This is a genomic window from Pseudoflavonifractor sp. MCC625 (assembly GCF_018784545.1).
GTDB lineage: Bacteria > Bacillota > Clostridia > Oscillospirales > Oscillospiraceae > Pseudoflavonifractor_A > Pseudoflavonifractor_A gallinarum.
In genome coordinates, this window is the sequence record NZ_WQOJ01000010.1 from 75,866 (window position 1) to 97,429 (window position 21,564).

Consider the following 21,564-nt stretch of genomic DNA (forward strand, 5'->3'; position numbering starts at 1 on the left):
TGTGATCCAAAACCATATTATGTTACGGAGAAAGGTGATTGTTATGAAAAAGAGACTGACAGCCATGACTCTTGCAGCTGCGATGACCCTTGCCCTGACCGCCTGCGGCGGCGGAAGCACTCCGTCCTCACAGACGCCGGAGACCGGGAACCCGGACGGCGTATCGGTGGCCATCCTGCTGCCGGGCACCATCAACGACGCCGGCTGGTCCGCGGCGGGCTACAACGGCCTGATGCAGGCCAAGGAGGATTTTGGACTGGCGGCCGCCGACTATTCTGAGTCGGTCCCCCTGGCCGAGCAGGAGAGCACCATTCGGGATTATGCCAGCCGTGGCTATAACCTGATCATTGGACACGGAAACGACTTCCAGGACGCCATCGAGAGCGTCTCGGGCGAGTTCCCCGACACCGCCTTTGCCATCACCAACTCCACCGTGGAGGGATTTGACAACGTGGTCGGCATCGACGTGAAAAATGAGGAGCAGGGCTATGTGGCGGGCTACACCCTGGGCCTGCTCACCCAGAGCGGCAAGGTGGGATTTGTGGGCTCCATCGAGGGCCTGGCCCAGACCCGAGTGGAAAACGGCTTTGTAGAGGGCCTCAAGGCGTCCAATCCCCAGGCGGAGGCCGTGGTCACCTATGTGGGCTCCATGGACGACTCCACCAAGGCCAAGGAGCAGGCCAACGCCCTCTTTGACGAGGGAGTGGACTGCATCTTCCAGTACGCCCAGGGCGCCGGCATCGGCGTGGTCCAGGCGGCCGAGGAGGCCGGGAAGCTGATCGTGGTCACCAGCCCCAGCCAGCAGGAGATGGCCGCCAATACGGCCGTCATGTACGTGCAGACCGATACCAAGGAGCAGATCGTCAGCGCGGTAAAGGCTTATACTGAGGGGAATTTCAACAGCGATCTGAAGATCGAGGGCACCTTTGCCTCCGGCCTCTTCAAAGTGGGCGGCTTCAACAGCGAGCTGATGAGCGAAGAGATCCAGCAGCAGGTCCAGTCGGTGGTGGACGATCTGACGTCCGGCGCCCTGAATCTGGAGATTTCCGCCAGCTAAACGGTACATTACTTGCCGGGGGCGGGATACCGTCCCCGGCACAGAACACCCGACACCGTACCGCAGGAGCCCTGCCGGAAAATACCTGCAAAGAGGGCGGGGCTCGGAGAGATAAATGGCCAGGAGGAACGCGACTATGAGTGAAAAAACAGCGGCGCCGCCCAAAGCGGATGCGTCTGCCAGCTACGACCGGCTGGACCAACTGGTCCGGCAGTTTGAAAAGGTATTCAACATCCTGATCCCAGTGGTGGCCATCGTGGTTTCCCTGCTGATCGGCAGCATCATTATCCTTGCGCAGGGGGCGTCGCCTCTGGAGGCCTACGCCGCGCTGGTGCAGGGCGCGTTCGGAGGGGCCTATAACCTGTCCAACAGCCTGGTCATGGCCACTCCGCTGATCCTGACCGGCCTGGGAATCGCCCTGGCGGCACGGTGCGGCATCATCAACCTGGGCGGAGAGGGACAGATCGTGATGGGCGGTATCTTCGCCACCTTTGTGGGGACGCTGCCCCAATTGCAGGGCCTGCCTGCCCCGGTGTATGTGCCCCTGTGTCTGCTGGCCGCCTTTCTGGGCGGAGCCCTCTGGGCTGCCGTCCCCGGGTACTTTTTCGCGCGGCACGGGGTCAATTTTATGATTACCACCATGCTGCTCAATGACATTGCAAACGGCATCATCACCGCGCTGGTACAGGGCCCCATGAAGGAGGCCGATAAATTTGCCCCTCAGTCGGCCCAGGTGGCGGTATCCGCCCGGCTTCCCATTCTCTTCTCCGGGACACGCCTTCACGCGGGCTTTTTGCTGGCGGTGATTTTGGCGGCATTGGCCTTCTTCGTGCTCTTCAAGACCCCCTTTGGGCATGATCTGCGGACGCTGGGTGAAAATCCCACGGCGGCCCGGCATGCGGGTATCCATGTCTTTGGCATGCAGATGGTCATTGTGATCCTGGCGGGAGGACTGGCCGGTATGGCCGGCTCGGCGGAGATCCTTGGGTCGCAGTACCGTCTGCGCTCGGGCTTTCTGTCCAACTACGGCTATGAGGCGCTGGCCGTGGCCATGCTGGGACAGAAGCATCCCTTCGGCGTGGTCATTGCTGGGATCCTCTTCGGCGCGCTGAAATCCGGACGGGGCAGCATGGCCCGGGCGGCCGATCTGCCCACCAGCTTCAGCATGGTGCTCAGCGGCGTCATTATTTTCTTTGTGGCAATCAGCCCCATTTTGATGAAGCTGCCCCGCTATCTGGCGCTGCGGGAAATGAACCGCAAGAACCGCCAGAGCGGCAGCCTGTCCGGCACGGTCTAAGGAGGAGAGCGTATGGAATTTCTGGGTATTTTCAATCAGGATTTTTTCTATACGGCAATCCGGATGGCGGCTCCCATCATTCTGGCTGCTGCGGGCGAGGTCATGCTGGAGCGGGCCGGTATCTTCAATCTGGGCATTGAGGGGGGCATGCTTCTGGGGGCCTTCCTGGCGGTTTTGGGCTCCTATCTGTTCCAGAGTCCGTGGATGGGACTGCTTCTGGCCATCCTCGGCGGCGTGGTGCTGGGCGTGATCTTTGGATGGGCCACCATCAGCCTGCGCGCCAACCAGGCGGTGACCGGGACCGGAATCAACATTCTCTTTGCGGGCCTCACCTCTCTGCTGGCCCGGATGATCTGGGGTGTCCGGGATGTTCCCCTGACCGTGCCGGCCTTTCAGGAGGTGCCTATTCCACTCTTGAGCGACATCCCCGTGATTGGTCCGGTCCTGTTCCGGCACAGCTTTCTGGTGTATGTCTCCTACCTGATGGTGTTTGTTTTGGCTTTTGTGCTCTATAAGACCACCTGGGGACTGAAGATCCGGGCCATCGGCGAGTATTCCAAGGCGGCCGACACCATGGGCATCCATGTCATCGGCTGGAAATATGGTATGTCGGTGCTGGGAAATGTCTGCGCGGCTGTGGCGGGTGTGATTCTGTCCATCTGCTTTACCAACTGCTTTGTGGATAACATTGCCTCCGGCCGGGGCTATATGGCGGTGGCCTGTGTGATCCTGGGCCAGTGGAATCCCTTTGGTGCGCTGGCCGGCGGACTTATCTTCGGCGCGGGCAACGCACTCCAGATGCGCCTTCAGATTTACAATGTCCCCATCCCCACCAGCCTGCTGCTGGTGATCCCGATGGTGCTGGCGCTCATCATGGTGCTGCTAGTCCGGGGCAAGGCCTCCGCCCGTCCGGCAGCTTTGTCCAAGCCCTATGAGAAATAAGAGCAGAACGTATGAGACCCCCGGAAGATTTCTTCCGGGGGTCATATATGTTCAAAGAAGGAACTGCACGCCTTATGTGGTTTATTTTTTGTATCAGGGGGCATTGTTATGGAAAAACAAAATTCCCCGAAAAGTCTGTTATATAGACTTTCCGGGGAAAACAAATATGGAAGAGAGGGATTCATACACAAAAACCGGTTGCAATGGTTATTCCGGCTTTTCCAGGATTACAAAAGACACGAGCGTCTCTTTGTGAAGATAGCGATCCAAGTTCGGGTCCACATCTACCGTCTGTGTGTTCATCTGTGAGATGACCCAACCGTCTTCTAACAATTTGTTGAGACGGACCAGATATTTATTGTCGTTGATATCATTTTGTTCCGTATAATTACGGCTATTGCTGATATAAACTACCTTTTGCATGTTTCCTCCCCTATACTGGCTCTGGTTCTAATTTGGAATATAGAAACAGTATAAATGCTGATATGTTCGAAGATGCACCAATGCCAAATCGAAGCCCAGCGAAGCGGGTTCGATTTGGGAAGGAGCCGCGACAAAATGAGTGAGAGGTGACTTTTATGGAAAAGTCGCCGCGAACGATATGACGTCCGCGGCGACGTGGTGGAGGCGGGGGGAGTCGAACCCCCGTCCGAAAACGCTTCAGCAGGAACTTCTCCGGGCGCAGACGGTTCTTTCCATTCCCGCACCCTGACGTGAGCCGTCACACTTCAGGGATTGGTAGCTTCATGATTCATGGTGCGCTCAAAGCTTTGCGCACACACGTGCACCACTAAACGACGCCCCATCCCGGCTCGTGGTCCTTCCGGGTGGGACGGCCGCTAATTAAGCAGCGGCGAGAACGACGTTATCGTTGTTCTTTAATTTATAAGTTGCCCATTTTAGAGATGTTAGGCGCATCTGCCCGCTATTCCGGCCTCTACGTCCCCGTCGAAACCAGTACGCCCCCATATCGTCGCAAAGTCCGCTCCACTCGGGATACCCAGGTATGGGCATCCCTTGCTTCGCTCCCTTGCGCCTCCTCTTCCCGCCGAACCCATTTTATTGGGTTTCGGCGGGATGGGAGGTTGCAGTTCCCTGGTGGGAACAACGATCACAGGAAAAACTTGAAACTCAGCACTTTTCCGGCGCGGGGTAGTCCACACCGAAGGTCTCCACGGTCACGCTCTTCATCCGCTGCTCCTCAAAGGGGCGGTCCATGGCGTCGGTCTTGACGCCCACGATGGCGTCGGCCACGTCCATACCCTCGATGACCTTGCCGAAGGCGGCATACTGGCCATCCAGGTGGGGCGCCTTCTCCACCATGATGAAGAACTGGCTGCCAGCGGAGTTGGGGTGCATGGCGCGGGCCATGGAGAGCACACCGCGGTCATGCTTCAGAGTGTTCTGCTTGAAGCCGTTGCCGGAGAACTCACCCTTGATGGAGTAGCCGGGGCCGCCCATGCCGGTGCCCTGGGGGCAGCCGCCCTGGATCATGAATCCGGGGATAACACGGTGGAAGATCAGGCCATTATAAAAGCCGCTCTTCACCAGGCTGATGAAGTTGTTGACGGAGTTGGGAGCGATCTCGGGATAGAGCTCGGCAACTATCTTGCCGCCGTTTTCCATCTCAAAGGTCACGATGGGATTCTGAGCCATAGGAAACACGTCCTTTCGTATACATCACGCGTAAAAGCGGCCGAATCAGCCGTAATTGCGTCGGGTCTTCATGGTGCGGTCCATCTCCCGCTTGGCGTCCTTGGCGGCCGCGGCGTCCCGCTTGTCATAGAGCTTCTTGCCCTTGGCAAGACCGACCTCCAGCTTGACGCGGGAATCCTTGAAATAGAGGGAGAGGGGGATCAGAGAGTACCCGTCCTGCTTCACCTTCATGAACAGGCGGAGGATCTCCCGCTTGTGCATCAGCAGGGAGCGGGGCCGGAGGGGATCTTTGTTGAAGATGTTCCCCTTCTCGTAGGGGCTGATGTGCATGCCGATGACCTGCATCTGCCCGTCTTTGATGAGACAGAAGGAGTCCTTCAAATTCACATTGCCCTGACGGATGGATTTGACCTCGGTGCCGGAAAGGGCAATGCCGGCCTCGTAGCGGTCCTCAATAAAGTAGTCATGAAAGGCCTTGCTGTTTTTTGCAATCAGTTTTGTGCCCTTGCGCTCCACGGTCTCACCTCCGCTTCGGATCTCTGGTGTCTATCGTACCAATATTATAGCATGTCTGTCAAGCAGTTCGACGAAAGGTGTGGGAATCTTCCCGTATTGGCTCAGGGATCATAGAGGAGCAGCTGCTCCAGGGCTTGCCGGTCAAAGACGGGGCGGCCGTATTCGGCCAGCTGTCCCTCCCGGAAGGGGGTGGAGGGCAGAGAGGTGCCGTATTCGCTGAGGATATGGATGGCGCAGCGCTCTGTGCCGGGCAGAGAGAGCCACCAGGCGTCATTCCACCAGAAGAGCGCGGCCGACGGGGGAAGGGCGGGCAGGCTCCGGGCGGCGGCACACAGCGTTGGAAGGGAATCAAAGATGAACCAGATCTGACGGGGCGGACGGACATAGGCAAAGACCAATAGCCCGTCGCCCCCGGGGTAGGCGTCCACTTCCAGGGTGCCCTCCAGACAGATGCCGGCCTCCCGGCACAGGGCACGGGTAAGGGTGAGGGCGGCCTCGTCGGAAAAGGTGTCGCCAGTAAGTCCCCGCTCCTCCAGATCGGAGGGGGAGAGATAGAGGGCTATGCTGGATGTACCGATGGGGTGAATGGTCATGAAATGCCTCCTCTTTCCATAGTGTTCCCCTGGGTCCGGAAGAGGGAATAGGGGATGGATTGCTTCCATTATACCGGGGCGGCGGGGGCTTTTACAGCGGTAATGTTTCCCCGGACAGCAGTGGGAAAAATTGGCCGCCGACAGGGGTCCGGACTGGCGGGCGGCCGCCATTTGTGGTACACTAATACAATACGGAACCAAGCCGGAAGAATGCAGACGGGCGAATGCCCGGAGACAAGGAGTGTTACGCGTGGAGTTGTTGGAAAAGACGCTGTCCTCTGAGATCAAATTCAAGGGTCGTATTGTTACCCTGCGCCTGGATGAGGCTGAGCTCCCCAACGGGCGGAAGGCCTCCCGGGAGGTGGTAGAGCATCCCGGCGGCGTGGTGATCCTGCCCCTCTATGAGGACGGCACCGTCACACTGGTGCGCCAGTTCCGCTATCCCTTCCAAAAGGTCATTGCCGAGCTGCCTGCCGGCAAGCTGGAGTACGGGGAGGATCACCGCCTGGCCGCTCTGCGCGAGCTGAGCGAAGAGGTGGGCGCGGTGCCCGATGAGCTGACCTATCTGGGCTGTATCTATACCTCTCCGGGCTTTTCCAGCGAAGTGCTGCACATGTATCTGGCCCGGGGGCTCCACCAGGGGGCGTGCCACCCCGATGAGGATGAGTTCCTGGAGCGGGAGCGGATTCCCTTCCAGACGCTGGTGGAGCGGGTCATGTCCGGCGAGATCGCGGACGGAAAGACGGTAGCCGCCGCGCTGAAGGTCAAGGTGCTGCTGGGCCTTTGATTCCTGGAGCATACAGAGCGCGAGACAAGAAGGAGGAGACCCATGAAAAAGCGGGTTCTGATTGTAGAGGATGAAAAGAATATCGTGGATATCCTCAGCTTCAATCTGGTGCGGGAGGGCTATGAGACGTTGGAGGCCTATGACGGAGAGGCTGGACTCCAGCTGGCGCTGGAGCAGAATCCGGACCTCATTCTGCTGGACCTGATGCTGCCCAAGCGCAGCGGGTTTGATGTCTGCAAAGCCTTCCGGGAAAAGAACCGGAGCACGCCGGTGCTCATGCTCACCGCACGGGAAGAGGAGACTGACAAGGTGCTGGGGCTGGAGCTGGGGGCCGACGACTATATCACCAAGCCCTTTTCCATGCGGGAGCTGTTGGCCCGGGTGAAGGCCAATATCCGCCGTACCGAGGTGCTGCTGCACGAGGCGGCCAAGGAGCCCCGCACAGATAGCGGGGCCAATCAGATCGTACAGGGCCGCATCCGCATCGACACAGACGAGATGGTGGGCTATAAGGATAACGCTCCGCTGGACCTCACGCAGCGGGAGTATGAGCTGCTGAAGTTTCTGGCGTCTCAGCCGGGGAAGGTATTTTCCCGGGAGGCGCTGATGGAACATGTCTGGAACTACGAGGGATATGTGGGCGATGTGCGGGCGGTGGACGTGGCCGTCCGGCGCCTGCGCGAGAAAGTGGAGGACGACCCCGCTTCGCCCCAGTTCATCCTGACCCGTCGGGGACTGGGGTACCTGTTCCACGGGGAAGAGCAGTAAGGAAAGGAGAGGAGGCGCGCGCATGTTTCGCAGCCTGCATATGAAACTGGTGCTCATCATGACGCTGCTCATCGTGTCACTGATGACGGTGGTGGGCGCCTTCCTCATCAATTCCGTGGTGAGCTACTATATCCACGACTTCTACACCAGAATGGAAGAGGTGTTCGGACAGGACGCCGACCTGATGGCGGCCCTGCGTACTCCGGTAGAGGGAGAGGAAAACGGGGCCAAGCAGATCGCCATGATCCTGGAATCCTATAACGGCTCCCTCGGCGTAGATGGACGCAACCGGAACTATTATGTTCTGGACGGACAGACCGGGCGGTGTCTGGAGACCTCGGATACCCAGAGTGATCCCATTCTGGATTTCAGCTCTCTGAATCTGAGCCTCGCCCTCAACGGCAAGGATGGCGGGTATGAGAGCGACGTATCCTCCCGCTATATGGATGTGGCCTTTCCCATTGAACGGGGAGAGAGCGACTATATCATCTATATCTATGATAACCGCGCCAGCATCTCAGACCTGAATGGGGCCCTCATCGATCTGATCGTCAAATCGCTCTTTTTCGGACTGATGATCTCGGTGCTTCTCTCCTTCCTGATGTCCAAAACCATGGTCATTCCCATTGAACGCCTGACCGAGGGTGCCGAGCGGGTGGCCGAGGGGGACTTCTCCTACAAGCTGGAGGTGGCCTCCCGGGATGAGATCGGTATTCTGACCGGAACCTTCAACGCCATGGCGCAGCAGCTCCAGGAGACGCTGACCGAGGTGGAGAATGAGCGCAATAAGCTGGATACCCTCTTCCTCTATATGACCAATGGCGTGGTGGCCTTTTCCGCCTCGGGCGCGGTGATCCATGCCAATCCCGCTGCGGAGGAAATGCTGGGGCGGCCCATTCCCGTGAGCAATGAGGAACAGGGAGAAGAGCCGAGCTATAACTATGAATTCCTCTTTGGGGATATTGCTCCCCTTCACGATGTGCTTGCGGTGGAGGCCAACGGCTGCCTCAACGGTACCCGGGAGGTCAATGGCCGCAGCCTGGAGCTCCTCCTGGCCCCCTTCTACCGGGAGCGCCAGGGCGGCGTGCTGGTGGTCATCCACGATGTCACCCAGCAGCGCAAGACCGAGGAGATGCGGCGGGAGTTTGTAGCCAATGTGTCCCATGAGCTGCGCACGCCTCTGACCAATATCCGCAGCTATGCGGAGACTCTGGTGGACAGCGCAGGGGAGATCCCGCCGGAGATGGAGAAAAATTTCCTGAGTGTTATTCTGGCCGAGAGCGACCGGATGACCCATATTGTACAGGATCTGCTGACCCTCTCCCGCTTTGATTCGGGACACAGCGAGCTGAAAATGGCTCCCTTCTCGTTTGGGCAGGCGGTAGAGGATGTATACCAGGCCAACCGCATGGAGGCCCAGCGCCACGGCCATGATATGCGTCTGCTGCTGGAGGAAGAGCTTCCGCAGGTGATCGGCGACCGGGAGCGGATCGTTCAGGTCATGATGAATGTGATTTCCAATTCCATCAAATACACCCCGGACAATGGAAAGATCCTCATTCGGGCCGGACGGGATGGGAACTGGGTGTGGATGGAGGTGTCGGATAACGGCATCGGCATCCCCGTAGAGGACCGGCCCAGGATCTTTGAGCGCTTTTACCGGGTGGATAAGGCCCGCTCCCGGGAGTCGGGCGGCACAGGCCTGGGTCTTTCCATTGCAAAAGAGATCATCGACCGGCACGAGGGTGTACTCCGTCTGGTAGACCGTCCGGGCCCCGGCCTGACCGTGCGTATGGAGCTGAAGATGGAGGGCCCCGGCTATGAAACTGCGTAATACGGTCCGCAAGCCCCGCCTCAGCAAACGGCGCAGGGCAGTGGAACTGGGGAAGGATGTGCTCATCCTGCTGCTGATCTGCTCTGCGGTGTCCCTGGTGGGGCGCAGCCAGATCTATACCGTAGCGGGAGATAAGGTGTGGTTTTCCTCTCTGAGCAGCTTCTTTGCAGGGAAGGAATCGGAGGTATCGCCCTCCCTCGATCCAGGCCGTCCGGCATCTCTCCCCCATCCTGTGCGCATTGCGGTGTGCGGACAGGGGGGAGAAAGTGTCAGCCGCTATGGGATCCAGTACGATACCGTGCAGGCGGAACAGGTCTTTGGGGCACTCAGCGGATTTCTCAGCGAAGGGCTGGCCAGCGCACGGGACGCTCAGACGGTCTCTGCCCTGGACTGGCAGCAGGCGCTGAAGACACCGGGACTTTATTTTGATTTTCTGGGCAGCGTACCTATGGAACTGATGGTACGCTGGGCATCGGAGGGCGGAGACGTGGAAATCCTGCCCGGCTCTGCCCGGCGCTTGGTCCTGACCGCGGAAGAGGGCGCGGAAACGGCGACCCTCTACTATATGGATGATCAGCAGGGCCTGTATTATGCCTGTAATACGTCGGTGGTATGTGAGGGATATCTGAATAATACGCTGCTGGAGTATGGGGATAATGGCGCCCGGTTTGCCTTTGAGCGGGAGGAGGAATCTTACCGCACACTGGCCCCGGAAGTCCTGCTCCTGCCCGATGCGCCGGCAGCACAGCGCTATCAGGTGACGCAGACCTTGGAGCTGAGCGACGAGGCGGTCCGCGCAGAACTGGAACGTACGTTAGGGTTCCGGGGCAGCGATTATTCCATCGGGGACGCATGGGTCCTCCGGGACGGAGACGGGCTGCGGCTGAGCGAAAACGGAGATATCTTTTACGAAGATGGGGAGGCCCTCTCCACAGCACGGTATCCAGTGGGTCAGGGCAGCGTCTCCCTGTCTGAGGCAGTAGAGGCAGGGCGCAATCTCTTCTACAAAGCATTGGAGGCCTGGTGCGGTACGACAGCCAATGAGGCACAGATCTATCTGAAAGAGATACTGGAGCAGCCGGAAGGCGGATGGGAGATCCGCTTTGGTTATACGCTGGGGGGAGCAGATGTAAGTCTCGAGGACGGAGAGGCCGCCTCGTTTACGGTGCGTGAGGACCGGATCACATCCTATGAGATGCACCTGCGCTGCTATACGGCGACCGGAGAAGAGACCCTGGTGCTGCCGGAGACACAGGCGATCGCGGCCCTGTCGGCTCTGGATCTGGAGGCCGGCGCAGATTTGAGCCTGTGCTATCGGGATGACGGAAACAGCGCCCAGGCGTCCTGGATGGCCGGATGAGGAGGTGCGCCGTTGGAATGGTCTAAAATAAAAAATATTATTCTCCTCATTTTGCTTCTGCTCAATGGAATTTTATTGGTCACGGCGCTGCAGCAGGAGTGGGAGCAGAGACAGGATGCCAGCGCATCCCTGACACAGGTACTGCAGGCACTGGAGAAAAATGGAATTACTGTCTCCCGCAGCATTCTGCCGGAAGAGAAAGAGCTTCCCACTCTGTTGGTGGAACAGGAGAATCTTCAGACCCCTCCCAAGCAGGCGCAGGCCCTCTTGGGGCATTGCAGCTGGGAGGATGAGGGAGGAAGTGTCCGCCTGGTCTATACCGGGGCAGCCGGACGGCTGGAGACCTTCAGTAACGGCCGCTTCTCCGCGGAGTTTAACCCGGGAGAGATGATGCTCAATGGACAGGAACCCCTGGTCCACGGGCTGGCAAAGCTCTCCTGTCTGGAATTCGGCGGAGAACTGACCGACCGCCGCAGCAGCGGAGAGGAGGAGATCCTCACCTTCCGGCAGAATCTGGACGGTGTGCCGGTCTTTAATGCCGTGGCGGAGCTCCACTATCAGAATGGCGGGCTGCACACCATGGAAGGCCAGCGAATTTTTGGGGAAGTGAGCGTTTTAAAAGAGTCTGATATGCTCAACGTCCCCACCATGCTGATGCGCTTTCTGGGACAGCGCAATGAGAGCGGGCGGATGTTCAGCCAGATCTACTCCATTACGGCGGGGTATCACCTCTCCAACAGCCGGCCATATACCCTGACACCGGTCTGGTATGTGGAGACCGACAGCGGCTCCTATATGCTGAACGGAAGCGACGGGAAAATGCTGTAAACAACACCGATAAAAATACCCGGCGGCGGATTCTATGATCCGCCGCCGGGTATTTTTTCATAACTGGGAGAAGAACGGAATTACTCCACCACGACCAGGCGGATCTTGCCGCCCTGCTCGGGGGATTTGTCGTAGTAGACGGTCAGGTCATCGGAGTAGGCCCGGGCCAGCTCAAAGCGCTCGTACCCGGTATCGGCCTCAAACCAGTGGCCGGTGGTCTCGTTGTAACACCAGACCTTCTGAGAGACAGGATAGAGGGAGTCGCCCACCTTCAGCATATGGTTGTCCGGATCGTAGGCCGCCCGGCGAATGCCGGAGGCGGACTGGAGTGTGACAGAACCGGCCAATTTATGAGCGCCGTTGATGGTATCCATAGATGGGACGATGCCAATTACATCACCAGAACGGAAAGTACCACCAAAAACCAAGCTGTTGTCACCATTTTTATCTGCTCCATTTTTAACAGCAATGGTGGGGTTGTTGGCAACCCAGATATTGTCTGAAGGTTCTGCGGGCGTATACTTGGCAAAGCCGTAGTCATACTGGTCGCCGGTCACATCGTCAAAGACCAGGATGTTGTACTTGCCGGTGTAATCCTTGCCGGCGTAGAGGATCTTGGAGGAGGGGACGCTGGTCCGGGTGAGCTGGTCAAAGGTGATCTCATGAGGCTCACTGTTGCCCACCCGTTCAAACATGCGGACATTCTCCGAGAGGGGAACGTCGTTGAGGGTGCGGGAGGCCACGTTGAGGGTACCGCTGACGCTGCCGCCGCCCAGACGGGTGAGGGAGAGTTTCCCTTGCTTTCCGGAGGAGATGGTGACCAGCTGGCCCACCATCTTGTCGGCAGAGGCCTCGTTGAGACCGGGATCGCCGGTAAAGACCACCTTTTCGCCCTTGGCGTTGAAGAGGTCCAGGAGGGGCTTGACCTCCGCACTGCTGGCGGAGCATTTCTCCACGACGCCCACCGTGGTGGAGCGGGCCAGGGAGGGATCCAGGGCGCCGGCCACCCGGCCGTCAGAGGTAAAGAGGAGCGTCACCTGATCGCCGGGACGGAAGGGGGCCAGATCGGCCACAGCCCCGGGAAGAACGGTAAACTCCTGTCCCAGCATGGTCAGCTTGGAGGGTGCGGTGGGGTTGGGATAGGCGTTTTCATACAGGCCGGTGAGACGCAGGTCGGTGACCCGGATGATATTGGCGCCGCTGTCATAGGTGGCCACGTCGTACTGGCGCAGGTCAGCGACTGTGGCAGGGACACCGTTCTTGTAGAGCTGATAGTCGGTGCGTCCGCCCGCCAGGGAGGAGAAGGGATTGGTGGTGCCGTTCGGCTTGGTCCGTGCCACCATGACGCTGTCACTGGACTGGGAGGCGGAGGAGAGATAGACATAGTCCAGCTTGCCCGAGGGGCCATAGCAGAGGGTCATGGGGGTGCCGTTGTAGAGATAGGACCATACCTTTTCAAAGGTCGTGGCTTCGCCGTTTTTCCAGACCGGAGTTTCCGGGAGGATGGTGATCTTTTCTCCGCCGGCTGTGATATAGTTGGCGTCCACCGTGCCGGAGACCGTGACGCGCCGGACAGAGTCGTCCTCATTGGGGCGCAGAGTGAGGAAATTGCCGTTTTTGTCTTGGGCCATCTCACCCCGGACGCCCAGCAGCGAGGAAGAGAGCTCAGTGCGCTGGGTCTTGGGGGAGCGGGTATCCAGGCCGTTGGCCACGGTAACGGTGGTGGAGCCGCTGCTCTGGTTTTTATCCAGCGAGAGGAGAACGGTGTCCTCCGTGAGGGTGCCGCCCAGCTTTTGGACCAGATAGCACTCCTCCGAGCCCTTCACATCGGTAAAGAGGAGGTTGCGGAAGAGCTCCGCCGCCTCGCCGCGGGTCAGCGTGGAATTGCCCTTCAGGCCCAGGCCCTGGGTGAGCCCGTTTTCTCCGGCCACCGAGAGATATCCGTCATACCAGGTGGAACCGGTGGCGATATCCGAGGTGGTGTAGCCCAGCACGCGGGTGAGAATGGCCACGGCCTCTCCATAAGTAATGGCGCGGTCAGGCTCAAAGGTGCCGTTGCCCACGCCCAGAATCAGGCGGTCAGCGGCAGGGGCACTCTCGCCCTTGTCCGAGGAGGTGCTGGAGGTATCCGCCAGCTCGCCGCTGGTGGTCAGGGAGGAGGCGAGATTCACATAGCCCCGGGCCCAGTGCTTGGGACCGACGTCCAGGAAAATGGTACGGTTGCGCTGGGCGGGCTCCAGATCGCCCTTGCCCATCACATCCACCGCCATTTTGCAGAATTCCGCCCGGCTGAGGGTGGCCGAGGGGCGGAAGGAACCGCCGCCGGTGCCGTCCACTACGCCGAGCAGGCGGAGGATCTCCGCCGCTTCGGCAGTGTCGGCATCGCTGATGTCGTGGAACGCGGAGCCGTCGGCCGCGCCCACGGGCAGGACCAGCAGTCCTGCAAGAGTTGCCGCGGCAAGGGCCCCGGCCAGAATACGTTTACAGTTCATGCACTTCTCTCCTTTGCACTTGGGATCAATCCGCACGCAGTGCTTCCACCGGCTGGAGGCCGCTGGCCTTGATGGCAGGATACATACCAAAGAGGACGCCCAGCACCACAGAAAACAGGAAGGCGCCCAGAGCAATGGGGGTACTGGGCAGCAGCAGCGTCCCATCCAGCAGGAAGCGGCCCGCGATCAGTGTGCCGATATAGCCCAGACCAATGCCGAGCAGGCCGCCGATTCCGCAGATGACAGCGGCCTCGATCAGAAACTGGGTAATGATGCTCCGCCGTTCGGCGCCGATGGCCTTGCGGATGCCGATCTCCCGGGTGCGTTCGGTCACGGTGACCAACATGATGTTCATAATACCGATACCGCCCACCAACAGGGAGATGGCGGCAATTCCGCCCAGAACCATGGCCTGCATGTTGCTCTGCTGCTGGATGGAATCGGCCGAGGCATTGTCGCTGCGGATGTTGTAGTCTCCCCGCGTGGGCATGCCGGTGGCATCCTTGGGGAACATGGAGCTGAGGAAGGCATCCAGGCGGGTCATGGCCTCCACCGTGGCCGAGGCGCTTCTGGCCTTGACCACGAAGGAGTTGATGGCGCTGTTTTGGTTGAGGGTACGGTTGAAGGTATAGGGCAGAAGGAGCATATTGTCCAGCTCCGGCCAGTTTTCCAGGTCCTTGCGCTCATACCAGCCAACTACCAGGAAGGGCTGACCGTTGATGGTGATGGTCTTGCCCACCGGGTCCACAAAGTTGAAGAGGGTCTCCTTGAGGCGGCCGCCCAGGACACAGACGTTGTTGGTGTTCTGGATGTCCAGATAGGACAGCTCCCGGCCGCTGGCCAGCGTATAGTTGTTGCAGGCACCGTATTGGTCCGAGCCGAGGACCACCTGGATCATATCCTCCCAGTTTTCATAGTTCTGGGTGGACAGGGTCTTGGCGCCGTACTTGATGATCATCTCATTGTAAAGATTGATGGTGGGCGTCACGCCGACCACCAGGTCCTGCATGCCCAGGCAGTAGTCATACAGGTCCTGAAAGACGGTGTTTCCGTTGTCGCCGCCGTAGAAATAGTAGGCGTCCACATTGATCTTGTTGTTGCCCATCTTCTCAAAGTATTCCAGGTTTTTCTGGTTTTGTCCCTGAACGACCGAGACCATGATGACCACCGAGGCGACACCGATGATGATGCCCAGCATGGTGAGGAAGGAACGGGTCTTTTTGCAGGCGATGGACTTGAAGGCCATCTTGAAGGCTTGCAGCAGGTTCATGTCCAATCCACCTCCTGGGGGGCGTCGGAGATAATGACGCCGTCGGAAAGGCGCACCACCCGGCGGGCGGTGGCGGCGATGTGGTCGTCGTGGGTGATGAGCAGGATGGTGGTTCCCTCCCGGTAGAGGTCCCGGAGGATCTCCAGCACATGTTTGCCGGTCTTGGAGTCCAGAGCGCCGGTGGGCTCGTCGGCCATGATGATGGGGGGGCGAGTAGCAATGGCGCGGGCAATGGCCACACGCTGCTGCTGTCCGCCGGACATTTCACTGGGGCGGTGGTGGGCACGTTCGGCCATGCCAACCTTCTCCAGGGCCTCCATGGCCAGGTCCTCCCGGTCCCAGGCCGGTACACCCCGGTAGATCAGGGGGAGGGTCACATTTTCCAGGGCATCCAGCTCCTGAATGAGGTTGTAGCCCTGAAAAATGAAGCCGATTTCCCGGTTGCGGATGCGGGCCAGCTGACGGTCGCTCAGAGAGGTGATATCGGTGCCGTCCAGATAGTAGTCCCCGTATGTGGGGATGTCCAGACAGCCCAGTACATTCATCAGCGTGGATTTGCCGGAACCGGACTGTCCGACGATAGCGACGAACTCTCCCCGGTCGATCGACAGGGAGACGCCGTCCAGAGCCCGCACCTCGCTCTCTTTGCCCTCGTTGTAGATCTTATAGAGGTTCTTGATGTCAATGAGCATAAAGACACCCCATTTACCAGCTGGAGCTGGATTCGGTCACGGTATAGTTGACAAAGACCTCCATGCCTTCCTCCACGCCCGATTTGATCTCTACGTTCTGTGTATCCGAGATACCGGTCTCCACCGCGACGGGATAGTAGCCGTCCTCCTCGGTGGGAAGGGTGCGCTTCTGGCCAGGCTCCACCTCGGGCAGATCCAGTTCCAGGGTGTTTTCCGGCTTGCTGTCGGCCTTGATGAACACGACGGTCTGCGGGTTGCCGTCCTTGTCCAGCACGCTCTTGACGGCGCTGCCGGGGATCAGCACACAGTCGTCGGACTGGCTGGTCACGAAGGAGTAGTTGACCCAGGCGCCATCCACCAGGCTGCCGTCCATATTGTCCACCGTGAGGGTCACGGGGTAGTTGGTCATACCGTTGCTGCTCTCCGCCTTGCTCATATCAATGGAGGTGACGGTACCGATGTAAGTAGAGCCGTTCCAGTCCAGATCCACGGTGTTGCCCGGCTTGATAAAGGAGATGTTCCGGTCATCCACAGTAATGGTGACCAGCATCGTGGTGGAGTTGGAGATGATGATGACGGTATCGCCGCTCTTGACCTCGGAGCCGACGGTCAGGGTACAGGCGGTCACGGTGCCGTCGATGGGGGCCACTGCGTTGAAGTTGGCAAGAGCCTTCTGGGCGTCCTCCAATGCCTTCTGTGCGGTGGCGATCTCATCCTGCTTGGCGGTGATCTGGTCGTTCAGGGTGTCGGAGCCCAGGGTGAGCAGGGTCTGTCCGGCCGTCACATTGGCGTAGTTGAGGAGGTTGGAAGAGACCACGGGGCCGCTGGCCTTGGTGGTGATAGTACGGGTCTCATAGTACTCGGTCTTACCGGAGGCGTAGGGGTAGGCGGAGGTGCCATCGGCCAGGGCGATGGCCACCGAGGCATCCATGCCGGCGGTCAGGGTGCCGGGGTTATCGAAGACCACGACCACTTCAAAGTGGACGGCGCCCTCGGGGGAGATATAGCTGACCTTGTTGATCTTTTCCACCTTGCCGGAAAAGTCCTTCATGACAGCGGGGATATTGACCGACACGCTCTGCCCCACCGCGATGCTGTTTTCATAGGCATAGCTGAAATAGAGGGAGAGCTTGAGCTTCTTATCGTTGACCAGTGTGGTGACCTCTGCGCCGCTGGAGACATCCTGATCCGGGGTAAAGGTCTGCACATTCATCAGTTTTCCGGCGAAGGGAGCCTTGACCACCAGATCGGAGACCTGCTCCTGCAATTTGGAGAGCTCCCGGTTCAGGTTAGACACCTTTTCCTGGGCGTCCGAGACGGCCTTCTCAGCGGCCTCACTGTAAATGGTGTACAGAGGCTGTCCAGCTGTGACGACATCGCCGGGATTGACGAAAACCTCCCGTACGGTACCACCCTCGGTCAGTGTGATAGCGGCCGATTCCTTGGCTTTAGCATTACCGCTGCCCTGTACCACGCTCTGGATGGTGCCGATGGAGGCGGGGACGGCATAGATCTCACCCTGCTCCACTGGAGGGGGCTGAAGGACAAAGCGCCAGAGCAGATAACCTCCGCCGGCCAGAATAGCCAGCAGAATAACAAGGGTAATGATTCCCTTAAGGTGTTTCTTTTTCCGTTTTTTCTTGGGCGGGGCAGTGGGAGACGGGGCGGATGTAGGGGACGTCTCAGGGGTGAGAACGGGGGTCTGTTGTTCCGTCATATTCATTTCCTCCTATGCCTGGATAATAGTTCACCCTATTGTATCACACCATTTATAAAAAGGTATTTTCAAAAGGATGACAAGTTCTTAATAAAACCTTAAAATTTCCGGCTTTCCTTTTGACGCACAGGGAAGTCAAAAAGTTCCTGAGAAGGGGGACAAAAGAAGGCGAGCACATGGGAGCGTGTTTTACTGCATATGGATAGGACGACAATGGTTATGAGGGAGGGTTTTATCATGAAATGTATTATTTTAAAGCGAAAGATCCTGGCGGCAGCAGGTTGTTTGGCGGTGGCGGCGGCCATGTTCGTAACGGTCAACCATCCGGCGGTCGTAGGTGTGGCGGCCTCGGAGCGGGAGCTGCCCATTTACTGTGTGGAGCGGGACCAGAAGATGCTCTCCATTTCCTTTGACGCAGCCTGGGGTGATGGAAAAGAGCGGCGCCTGGAACACAAGGGAGTTCCAGGCGCCGCTCTTTTTACCCAAAAATCGCGCACCGGCTGAGGGAAGCCCAACGGAAAGGCCCGTCAGCTCACGGTATCATCCATGTGAATAAAGTAATCTCTGGAAGCATTCAAATGAGCCAACATCGCATTTTGCGCGCCGAGAAAATCTTTGCGGCAAATGGCTTCTGTAATCATCTGATGGTAGCGGATCGAGGTTTGGCGAAAATCCATGTCGGAGATGGTAGTGGAAACATACACGGAAGATGAAATGATCGGAATCAGATTGACGAGGACTGCATTTCCGGAACATTTTGCAATTTGTTCGTGGAATTTTGTGTCAGCATCCTGATAATCCTCACCAGCACAGATCAGAGAAGCGTGAAGCGAGCTGAGACGGAGCAGTTCCTGGCACTCCTCTTCTGTGGCGTGAATTGCGGCGGCTGCTGCAATGTGCGGTTCCAGCATAATGCGCACATCGATCAGATCCATAGCCAATTTCTTATTGTGTGCAAGAAACGTCAGGCCCAGCGGGTCGACCGGTATTCCGCGCTTACTGGAAATGTAAGTACCCGATCCCTGCTTCACATCCAAAATATTGCGGCCGACCAATTGCTTGATCGCCTCACGAAGCGTACTGCGGCTTACCTTCAGCATGGAGGAGAGCTCAGCCTCATTTGGAAGCCGATCCCCCTCTTTCATGTTGAGAGACAAAATAAAAGAAATCAGTTTTTCGGCGGTCTCATTGGTGCGAGAGGGCTTGGAATTCATATCGATAGGTGTTTTTTGGGAATCCATATGCACCCAACCTTTATGTTTTTGTTTTATTTTAGACTATAAGTGTTTAAAAAGCAACTGCGTATAAAAGATCGGATCATTTTCTTTGAATACATAATACGAATTAAACGTGGAATAAGTACAATATGCACAAAAATAAAGAATAATAATGTACAAATAGATAAAATATTTTGCAAATATTACAAAAAGATTGATTTTTAAAAAAATAATGGTATGATGAATTTAAAGAAAGCAAAAGTAAAAATAAATTTAATTTACTCGCCATAAAAGAGAAAAGGAGAGGAATTATCATGGAATTATGGTCAAATGAAGAAGAGATGTTTGAATTGATGAAGGAAAAGCTGTATACGCCCGTTGTCGGCGATATCCTGGACAAGGCGGGATACTGTCATCAATTTTTGCCTGCAAACATCAGACCACTTGAAACGATGGCGCCCAGTTCCTTTATTGATGCAACCGTCCCGGACAAGAGAATGAAGATTGCCGGATATGCCTGCACCGTCCTGGAATGCGATGTCTATGGAGAGCAGAAAAAACCTTTTGGATATATGACGGAAGCACTGGATCAGCTGAAGCCGAATGAAGTCTATATCGCAACCGGGGCACATAACAGTGCCCTCTGGGGGGAGTTACTGACGGCCACAGCGCGGACCCGTGGCGCCGCTGGTGCAGTTTTAGATGGGTACAGCCGAGATACGCCGCAGGTTCTGGAGCAGAATTTCCCTGTTTTTTGCACCGGATGCTGGGCACAGGATTCTTCCATTCGCTCCTACGTGAGAGAGGTGCGCTGCCCCATTGAAATTGGACAGGTTGTCATCCAGAATGGCGACGTGGTATTTGGAGACATTGACGGAGTGCTGATCATTCCGCGCAGCATCGCGCCTGAGATTTTAAAGGAAGCGCTGATCAAGGCCGCCGGAGAGAAGCATGTGAGAAAAGAAATTGAGAATGGAATGTCTGCAACAGAGGCATTTGAGAAATACGGGATCTTATAACGTCAGGAGGTAATACAAGAGGTATCCGAGAGAACAGAAAAGTTAAAAGGGAGGAGTAAATATGGCATCACCAATTGGATTCCTGATTATGCTCATTTTGACCATTATTGTCCTGGTTTTCTTGATCATGAAGATCAATCTGCACCCCACCTTTGCACTCTTTTTGGTCGGTCTGGGATTTTCCCTGTGCCTGGGATTTTCCTTTGTAGAGAGTCTGACGACATTGACCGGCGGCTTTGGCAGTACCATGACAAGTCTTGGCGTTCCCATCATGCTGGGAGCCATCCTGGCCATGGGCGTTCAGGATACAGGCGCGGCAAAATCGATCGCCAATTTCTTCATTCGTCTTTTCCATGGAAAAAATTTAGAGCTGGCTCCCGCATTGACGGCCTACATCGTGTCCATTCCTGTATTTGGAGACATTACCACGATCCTTACTTCCAATATTGCGAACGTGCTGAGCAAGAGAAAGCACATTTCCATGAGTAAGATGGCGGCCTTTACGCAGGCGGGCCTGAACCTGACCCATGCGGTGGTGCCCCCTACGCCTGGCATTTTGGCCGTCAGCATTATGCTGGGGGCGGATCTGGGTATGACGATCAGCTGGGGAATTGTCATTTCCTTGGCTGCGCTGATGCTAACGTGGGTGGCCCTGAGAAAGTGGACCGAAAAAGAGTGGATTGAGCCGGTCCCTGAGGTTGTAGCTGAGATTCAGGAGACGGAGTCGGACCGCGTGGAGGACATCTTGATCCGTGGAGAGGATCTGCCTGGAACATTGCCGGCCTTTCTGACCATTCTGATCCCGGTGGTTCTGATTGCAGGAAGCTCTTTTATCAACATGTGCGTGGCGGAAGATGCGGCAATCCGCAACTGGACTGCAATTTTTGGAGATAAAATTGTAGCCTTGGGGCTGGGTGTCATTTATACGATGCTTTTGGGATGCTTCCACCAGAAAGCCGTTCGCAAGAGCGACCGTGATTCTACCCACAAAGAGCAGGAAAAGTTCCATGACATCCTTTTGAACAGCTGGATCGCAAGAGGCTGTGAAGTGGCTCTGCCGGCCCTGCTGATCACCAGCATGGGCGGCGCCTTCTCTGCCGTCATCAAATCTGCCCCCGCGATTGACGGACTGGCATCTATGATTGTGGAGTCCGGTATCCCCGGGCTGCTGGTTCCGTTCCTGATTAGTGCGATCATGATGGCGGCGGTAGGATCGGCTACTACCGCTGGTATTACAGCGGCCGGAGTCGTCTTGCCCATGATGGGGACACTGGGGATCACTCCCGTTGCCACCACGCTGGCGATTGGAGCCGGTTCGATCCTGTTTAACTATATGAACAATTCCGGATTCTGGGTCATCAGCCGTTTCTTCAACTTGAATTTGAAGCAGGGCATCAAGTACATCACGGTGCCCTGTGGAGTGAGCAGTCTGATGTGCTTTATCCTGATTGCCATTTTTACTAGCATTGGAATCATGTAAGGATCACATACTGGATAGCAGAAAGCTGGCTACACTTTG

At 57.3% G+C, this 21,564-nt stretch carries 20 protein-coding genes and 1 other RNA gene; 11 read left to right on the top strand and 10 right to left on the bottom strand.

What is annotated here, in order from left to right; genetic code table 11:
• Positions 1-43 precede the first annotated feature (43 nt).
• From GPK94_RS03290 to GPK94_RS03300, 3 genes are all read left to right on the top strand, one after another.
• Positions 44-1,057, top strand: a complete 1,014-nt coding sequence (locus GPK94_RS03290; RefSeq protein ID WP_193536015.1) for a BMP family protein — start codon at positions 44-46, stop codon at positions 1,055-1,057.
• Positions 1,058-1,193: 136 nt separating this feature from the next.
• Positions 1,194-2,354, top strand: coding sequence for an ABC transporter permease (locus GPK94_RS03295; RefSeq protein WP_193536018.1), 1,161 nt, complete (start codon positions 1,194-1,196; stop codon positions 2,352-2,354).
• A 12-nt stretch (positions 2,355-2,366) separates the two neighbouring features.
• Positions 2,367-3,296: an ABC transporter permease gene (locus GPK94_RS03300; RefSeq protein WP_215654426.1), complete on the top strand. Its 930-nt coding sequence runs from the start codon at positions 2,367-2,369 to the stop codon at positions 3,294-3,296.
• Positions 3,297-3,503: 207 nt separating this feature from the next.
• Here GPK94_RS03300 and GPK94_RS03305 read toward each other — a convergent pair whose 3' ends face one another.
• The 5 genes from GPK94_RS03305 to GPK94_RS03325 all read right to left on the bottom strand — a co-directional run bounded on the left by GPK94_RS03305 (position 3,504) and on the right by GPK94_RS03325 (position 6,061).
• The gene (locus tag GPK94_RS03305; protein ID WP_215654428.1) at positions 3,504-3,719 is read right to left on the bottom strand and encodes a hypothetical protein; all 216 of its coding nucleotides are present in this window, start codon (positions 3,717-3,719) and stop codon (positions 3,504-3,506) included.
• A gap of 196 nt (positions 3,720-3,915) precedes the next feature.
• Positions 3,916-4,263, bottom strand: a transfer-messenger RNA (tmRNA) gene (gene ssrA / locus GPK94_RS03310).
• A gap of 164 nt (positions 4,264-4,427) precedes the next feature.
• Complete coding sequence (locus GPK94_RS03315; protein WP_215654429.1) at positions 4,428-4,952, bottom strand: peptidylprolyl isomerase; 525 nt, start codon at positions 4,950-4,952, stop codon at positions 4,428-4,430.
• 45 nt (positions 4,953-4,997) lie between these two features.
• On the bottom strand, positions 4,998-5,468 hold the full coding sequence (gene smpB / locus GPK94_RS03320; protein WP_101692238.1) for an SsrA-binding protein SmpB: 471 nt from the start codon (positions 5,466-5,468) through the stop codon (positions 4,998-5,000).
• A gap of 101 nt (positions 5,469-5,569) precedes the next feature.
• Positions 5,570-6,061, bottom strand: a complete 492-nt coding sequence (locus GPK94_RS03325; RefSeq protein WP_215654431.1) for an adaptor protein MecA — start codon at positions 6,059-6,061, stop codon at positions 5,570-5,572.
• Positions 6,062-6,311: 250 nt separating this feature from the next.
• Between GPK94_RS03325 and GPK94_RS03330 the strand changes: the two genes are divergently transcribed.
• The 5 genes from GPK94_RS03330 to GPK94_RS03350 are packed head-to-tail and all read left to right on the top strand — an operon-like array spanning position 6,312 to position 11,638.
• Positions 6,312-6,848 carry an NUDIX hydrolase gene (locus GPK94_RS03330; protein ID WP_101692236.1) on the top strand — a complete coding sequence of 179 codons (537 nt, stop codon included), beginning with the start codon at positions 6,312-6,314 and terminating at the stop codon, positions 6,846-6,848.
• A 42-nt stretch (positions 6,849-6,890) separates the two neighbouring features.
• A complete protein-coding gene (locus GPK94_RS03335) occupies positions 6,891-7,616 on the top strand; it encodes a response regulator (RefSeq protein WP_193539076.1) in 726 nt (241 codons plus the stop codon).
• A 22-nt stretch (positions 7,617-7,638) separates the two neighbouring features.
• On the top strand, positions 7,639-9,450 hold the full coding sequence (locus tag GPK94_RS03340; protein WP_215654433.1) for an ATP-binding protein: 1,812 nt from the start codon (positions 7,639-7,641) through the stop codon (positions 9,448-9,450).
• Complete coding sequence (locus GPK94_RS03345; protein WP_215654435.1) at positions 9,437-10,810, top strand: hypothetical protein; 1,374 nt, start codon at positions 9,437-9,439, stop codon at positions 10,808-10,810. The genes GPK94_RS03340 and GPK94_RS03345 overlap by 14 nt, the downstream gene beginning before the upstream one ends.
• Before the next feature lie 12 nt (positions 10,811-10,822).
• Positions 10,823-11,638, top strand: a complete 816-nt coding sequence (locus GPK94_RS03350; protein WP_215654437.1) for a hypothetical protein — start codon at positions 10,823-10,825, stop codon at positions 11,636-11,638.
• Between the two features lie 80 nt (positions 11,639-11,718).
• Here GPK94_RS03350 and GPK94_RS03355 read toward each other — a convergent pair whose 3' ends face one another.
• Genes GPK94_RS03355 through GPK94_RS03370 form a run of 4 tightly spaced genes read right to left on the bottom strand, consistent with a single transcriptional unit; the run spans position 11,719 to position 17,809 of the window.
• Positions 11,719-14,130: an S-layer homology domain-containing protein gene (locus GPK94_RS03355; protein WP_215654439.1), complete on the bottom strand. Its 2,412-nt coding sequence runs from the start codon at positions 14,128-14,130 to the stop codon at positions 11,719-11,721.
• 25 nt (positions 14,131-14,155) lie between these two features.
• Positions 14,156-15,400 (bottom strand): ABC transporter permease, encoded by a 1,245-nt coding sequence (locus GPK94_RS03360; protein ID WP_193539085.1) that lies wholly within the window; start codon positions 15,398-15,400, stop codon positions 14,156-14,158.
• Positions 15,397-16,092 (bottom strand): ABC transporter ATP-binding protein, encoded by a 696-nt coding sequence (locus GPK94_RS03365; RefSeq protein ID WP_101692229.1) that lies wholly within the window; start codon positions 16,090-16,092, stop codon positions 15,397-15,399. Before GPK94_RS03365 ends, GPK94_RS03360 begins: the two co-directional genes overlap by 4 nt.
• A gap of 13 nt (positions 16,093-16,105) precedes the next feature.
• Complete coding sequence (locus tag GPK94_RS03370; protein WP_186962988.1) at positions 16,106-17,809, bottom strand: HlyD family efflux transporter periplasmic adaptor subunit; 1,704 nt, start codon at positions 17,807-17,809, stop codon at positions 16,106-16,108.
• A 237-nt stretch (positions 17,810-18,046) separates the two neighbouring features.
• Here GPK94_RS03370 and GPK94_RS03375 point away from each other — a divergent pair, with 237 nt between their 5' ends.
• Positions 18,047-18,313, top strand: coding sequence for a hypothetical protein (locus tag GPK94_RS03375; RefSeq protein WP_101692227.1), 267 nt, complete (start codon positions 18,047-18,049; stop codon positions 18,311-18,313).
• Between the two features lie 23 nt (positions 18,314-18,336).
• On the opposite strand, the gene GPK94_RS03380 is transcribed toward GPK94_RS03375, so the two are convergent.
• On the bottom strand, positions 18,337-19,050 hold the full coding sequence (locus tag GPK94_RS03380) for a FadR/GntR family transcriptional regulator (protein WP_101692226.1): 714 nt from the start codon (positions 19,048-19,050) through the stop codon (positions 18,337-18,339).
• A 290-nt stretch (positions 19,051-19,340) separates the two neighbouring features.
• Between GPK94_RS03380 and GPK94_RS03385 the strand changes: the two genes are divergently transcribed.
• Positions 19,341-20,045, top strand: a complete 705-nt coding sequence (locus GPK94_RS03385) for an RraA family protein (protein ID WP_101692225.1) — start codon at positions 19,341-19,343, stop codon at positions 20,043-20,045.
• Between the two features lie 61 nt (positions 20,046-20,106).
• Entirely contained in the window at positions 20,107-21,525 is a 1,419-nt protein-coding gene (locus GPK94_RS03390; protein ID WP_101692224.1) for an SLC13 family permease, read from the top strand.
• Positions 21,526-21,564 lie beyond the last annotated feature (39 nt).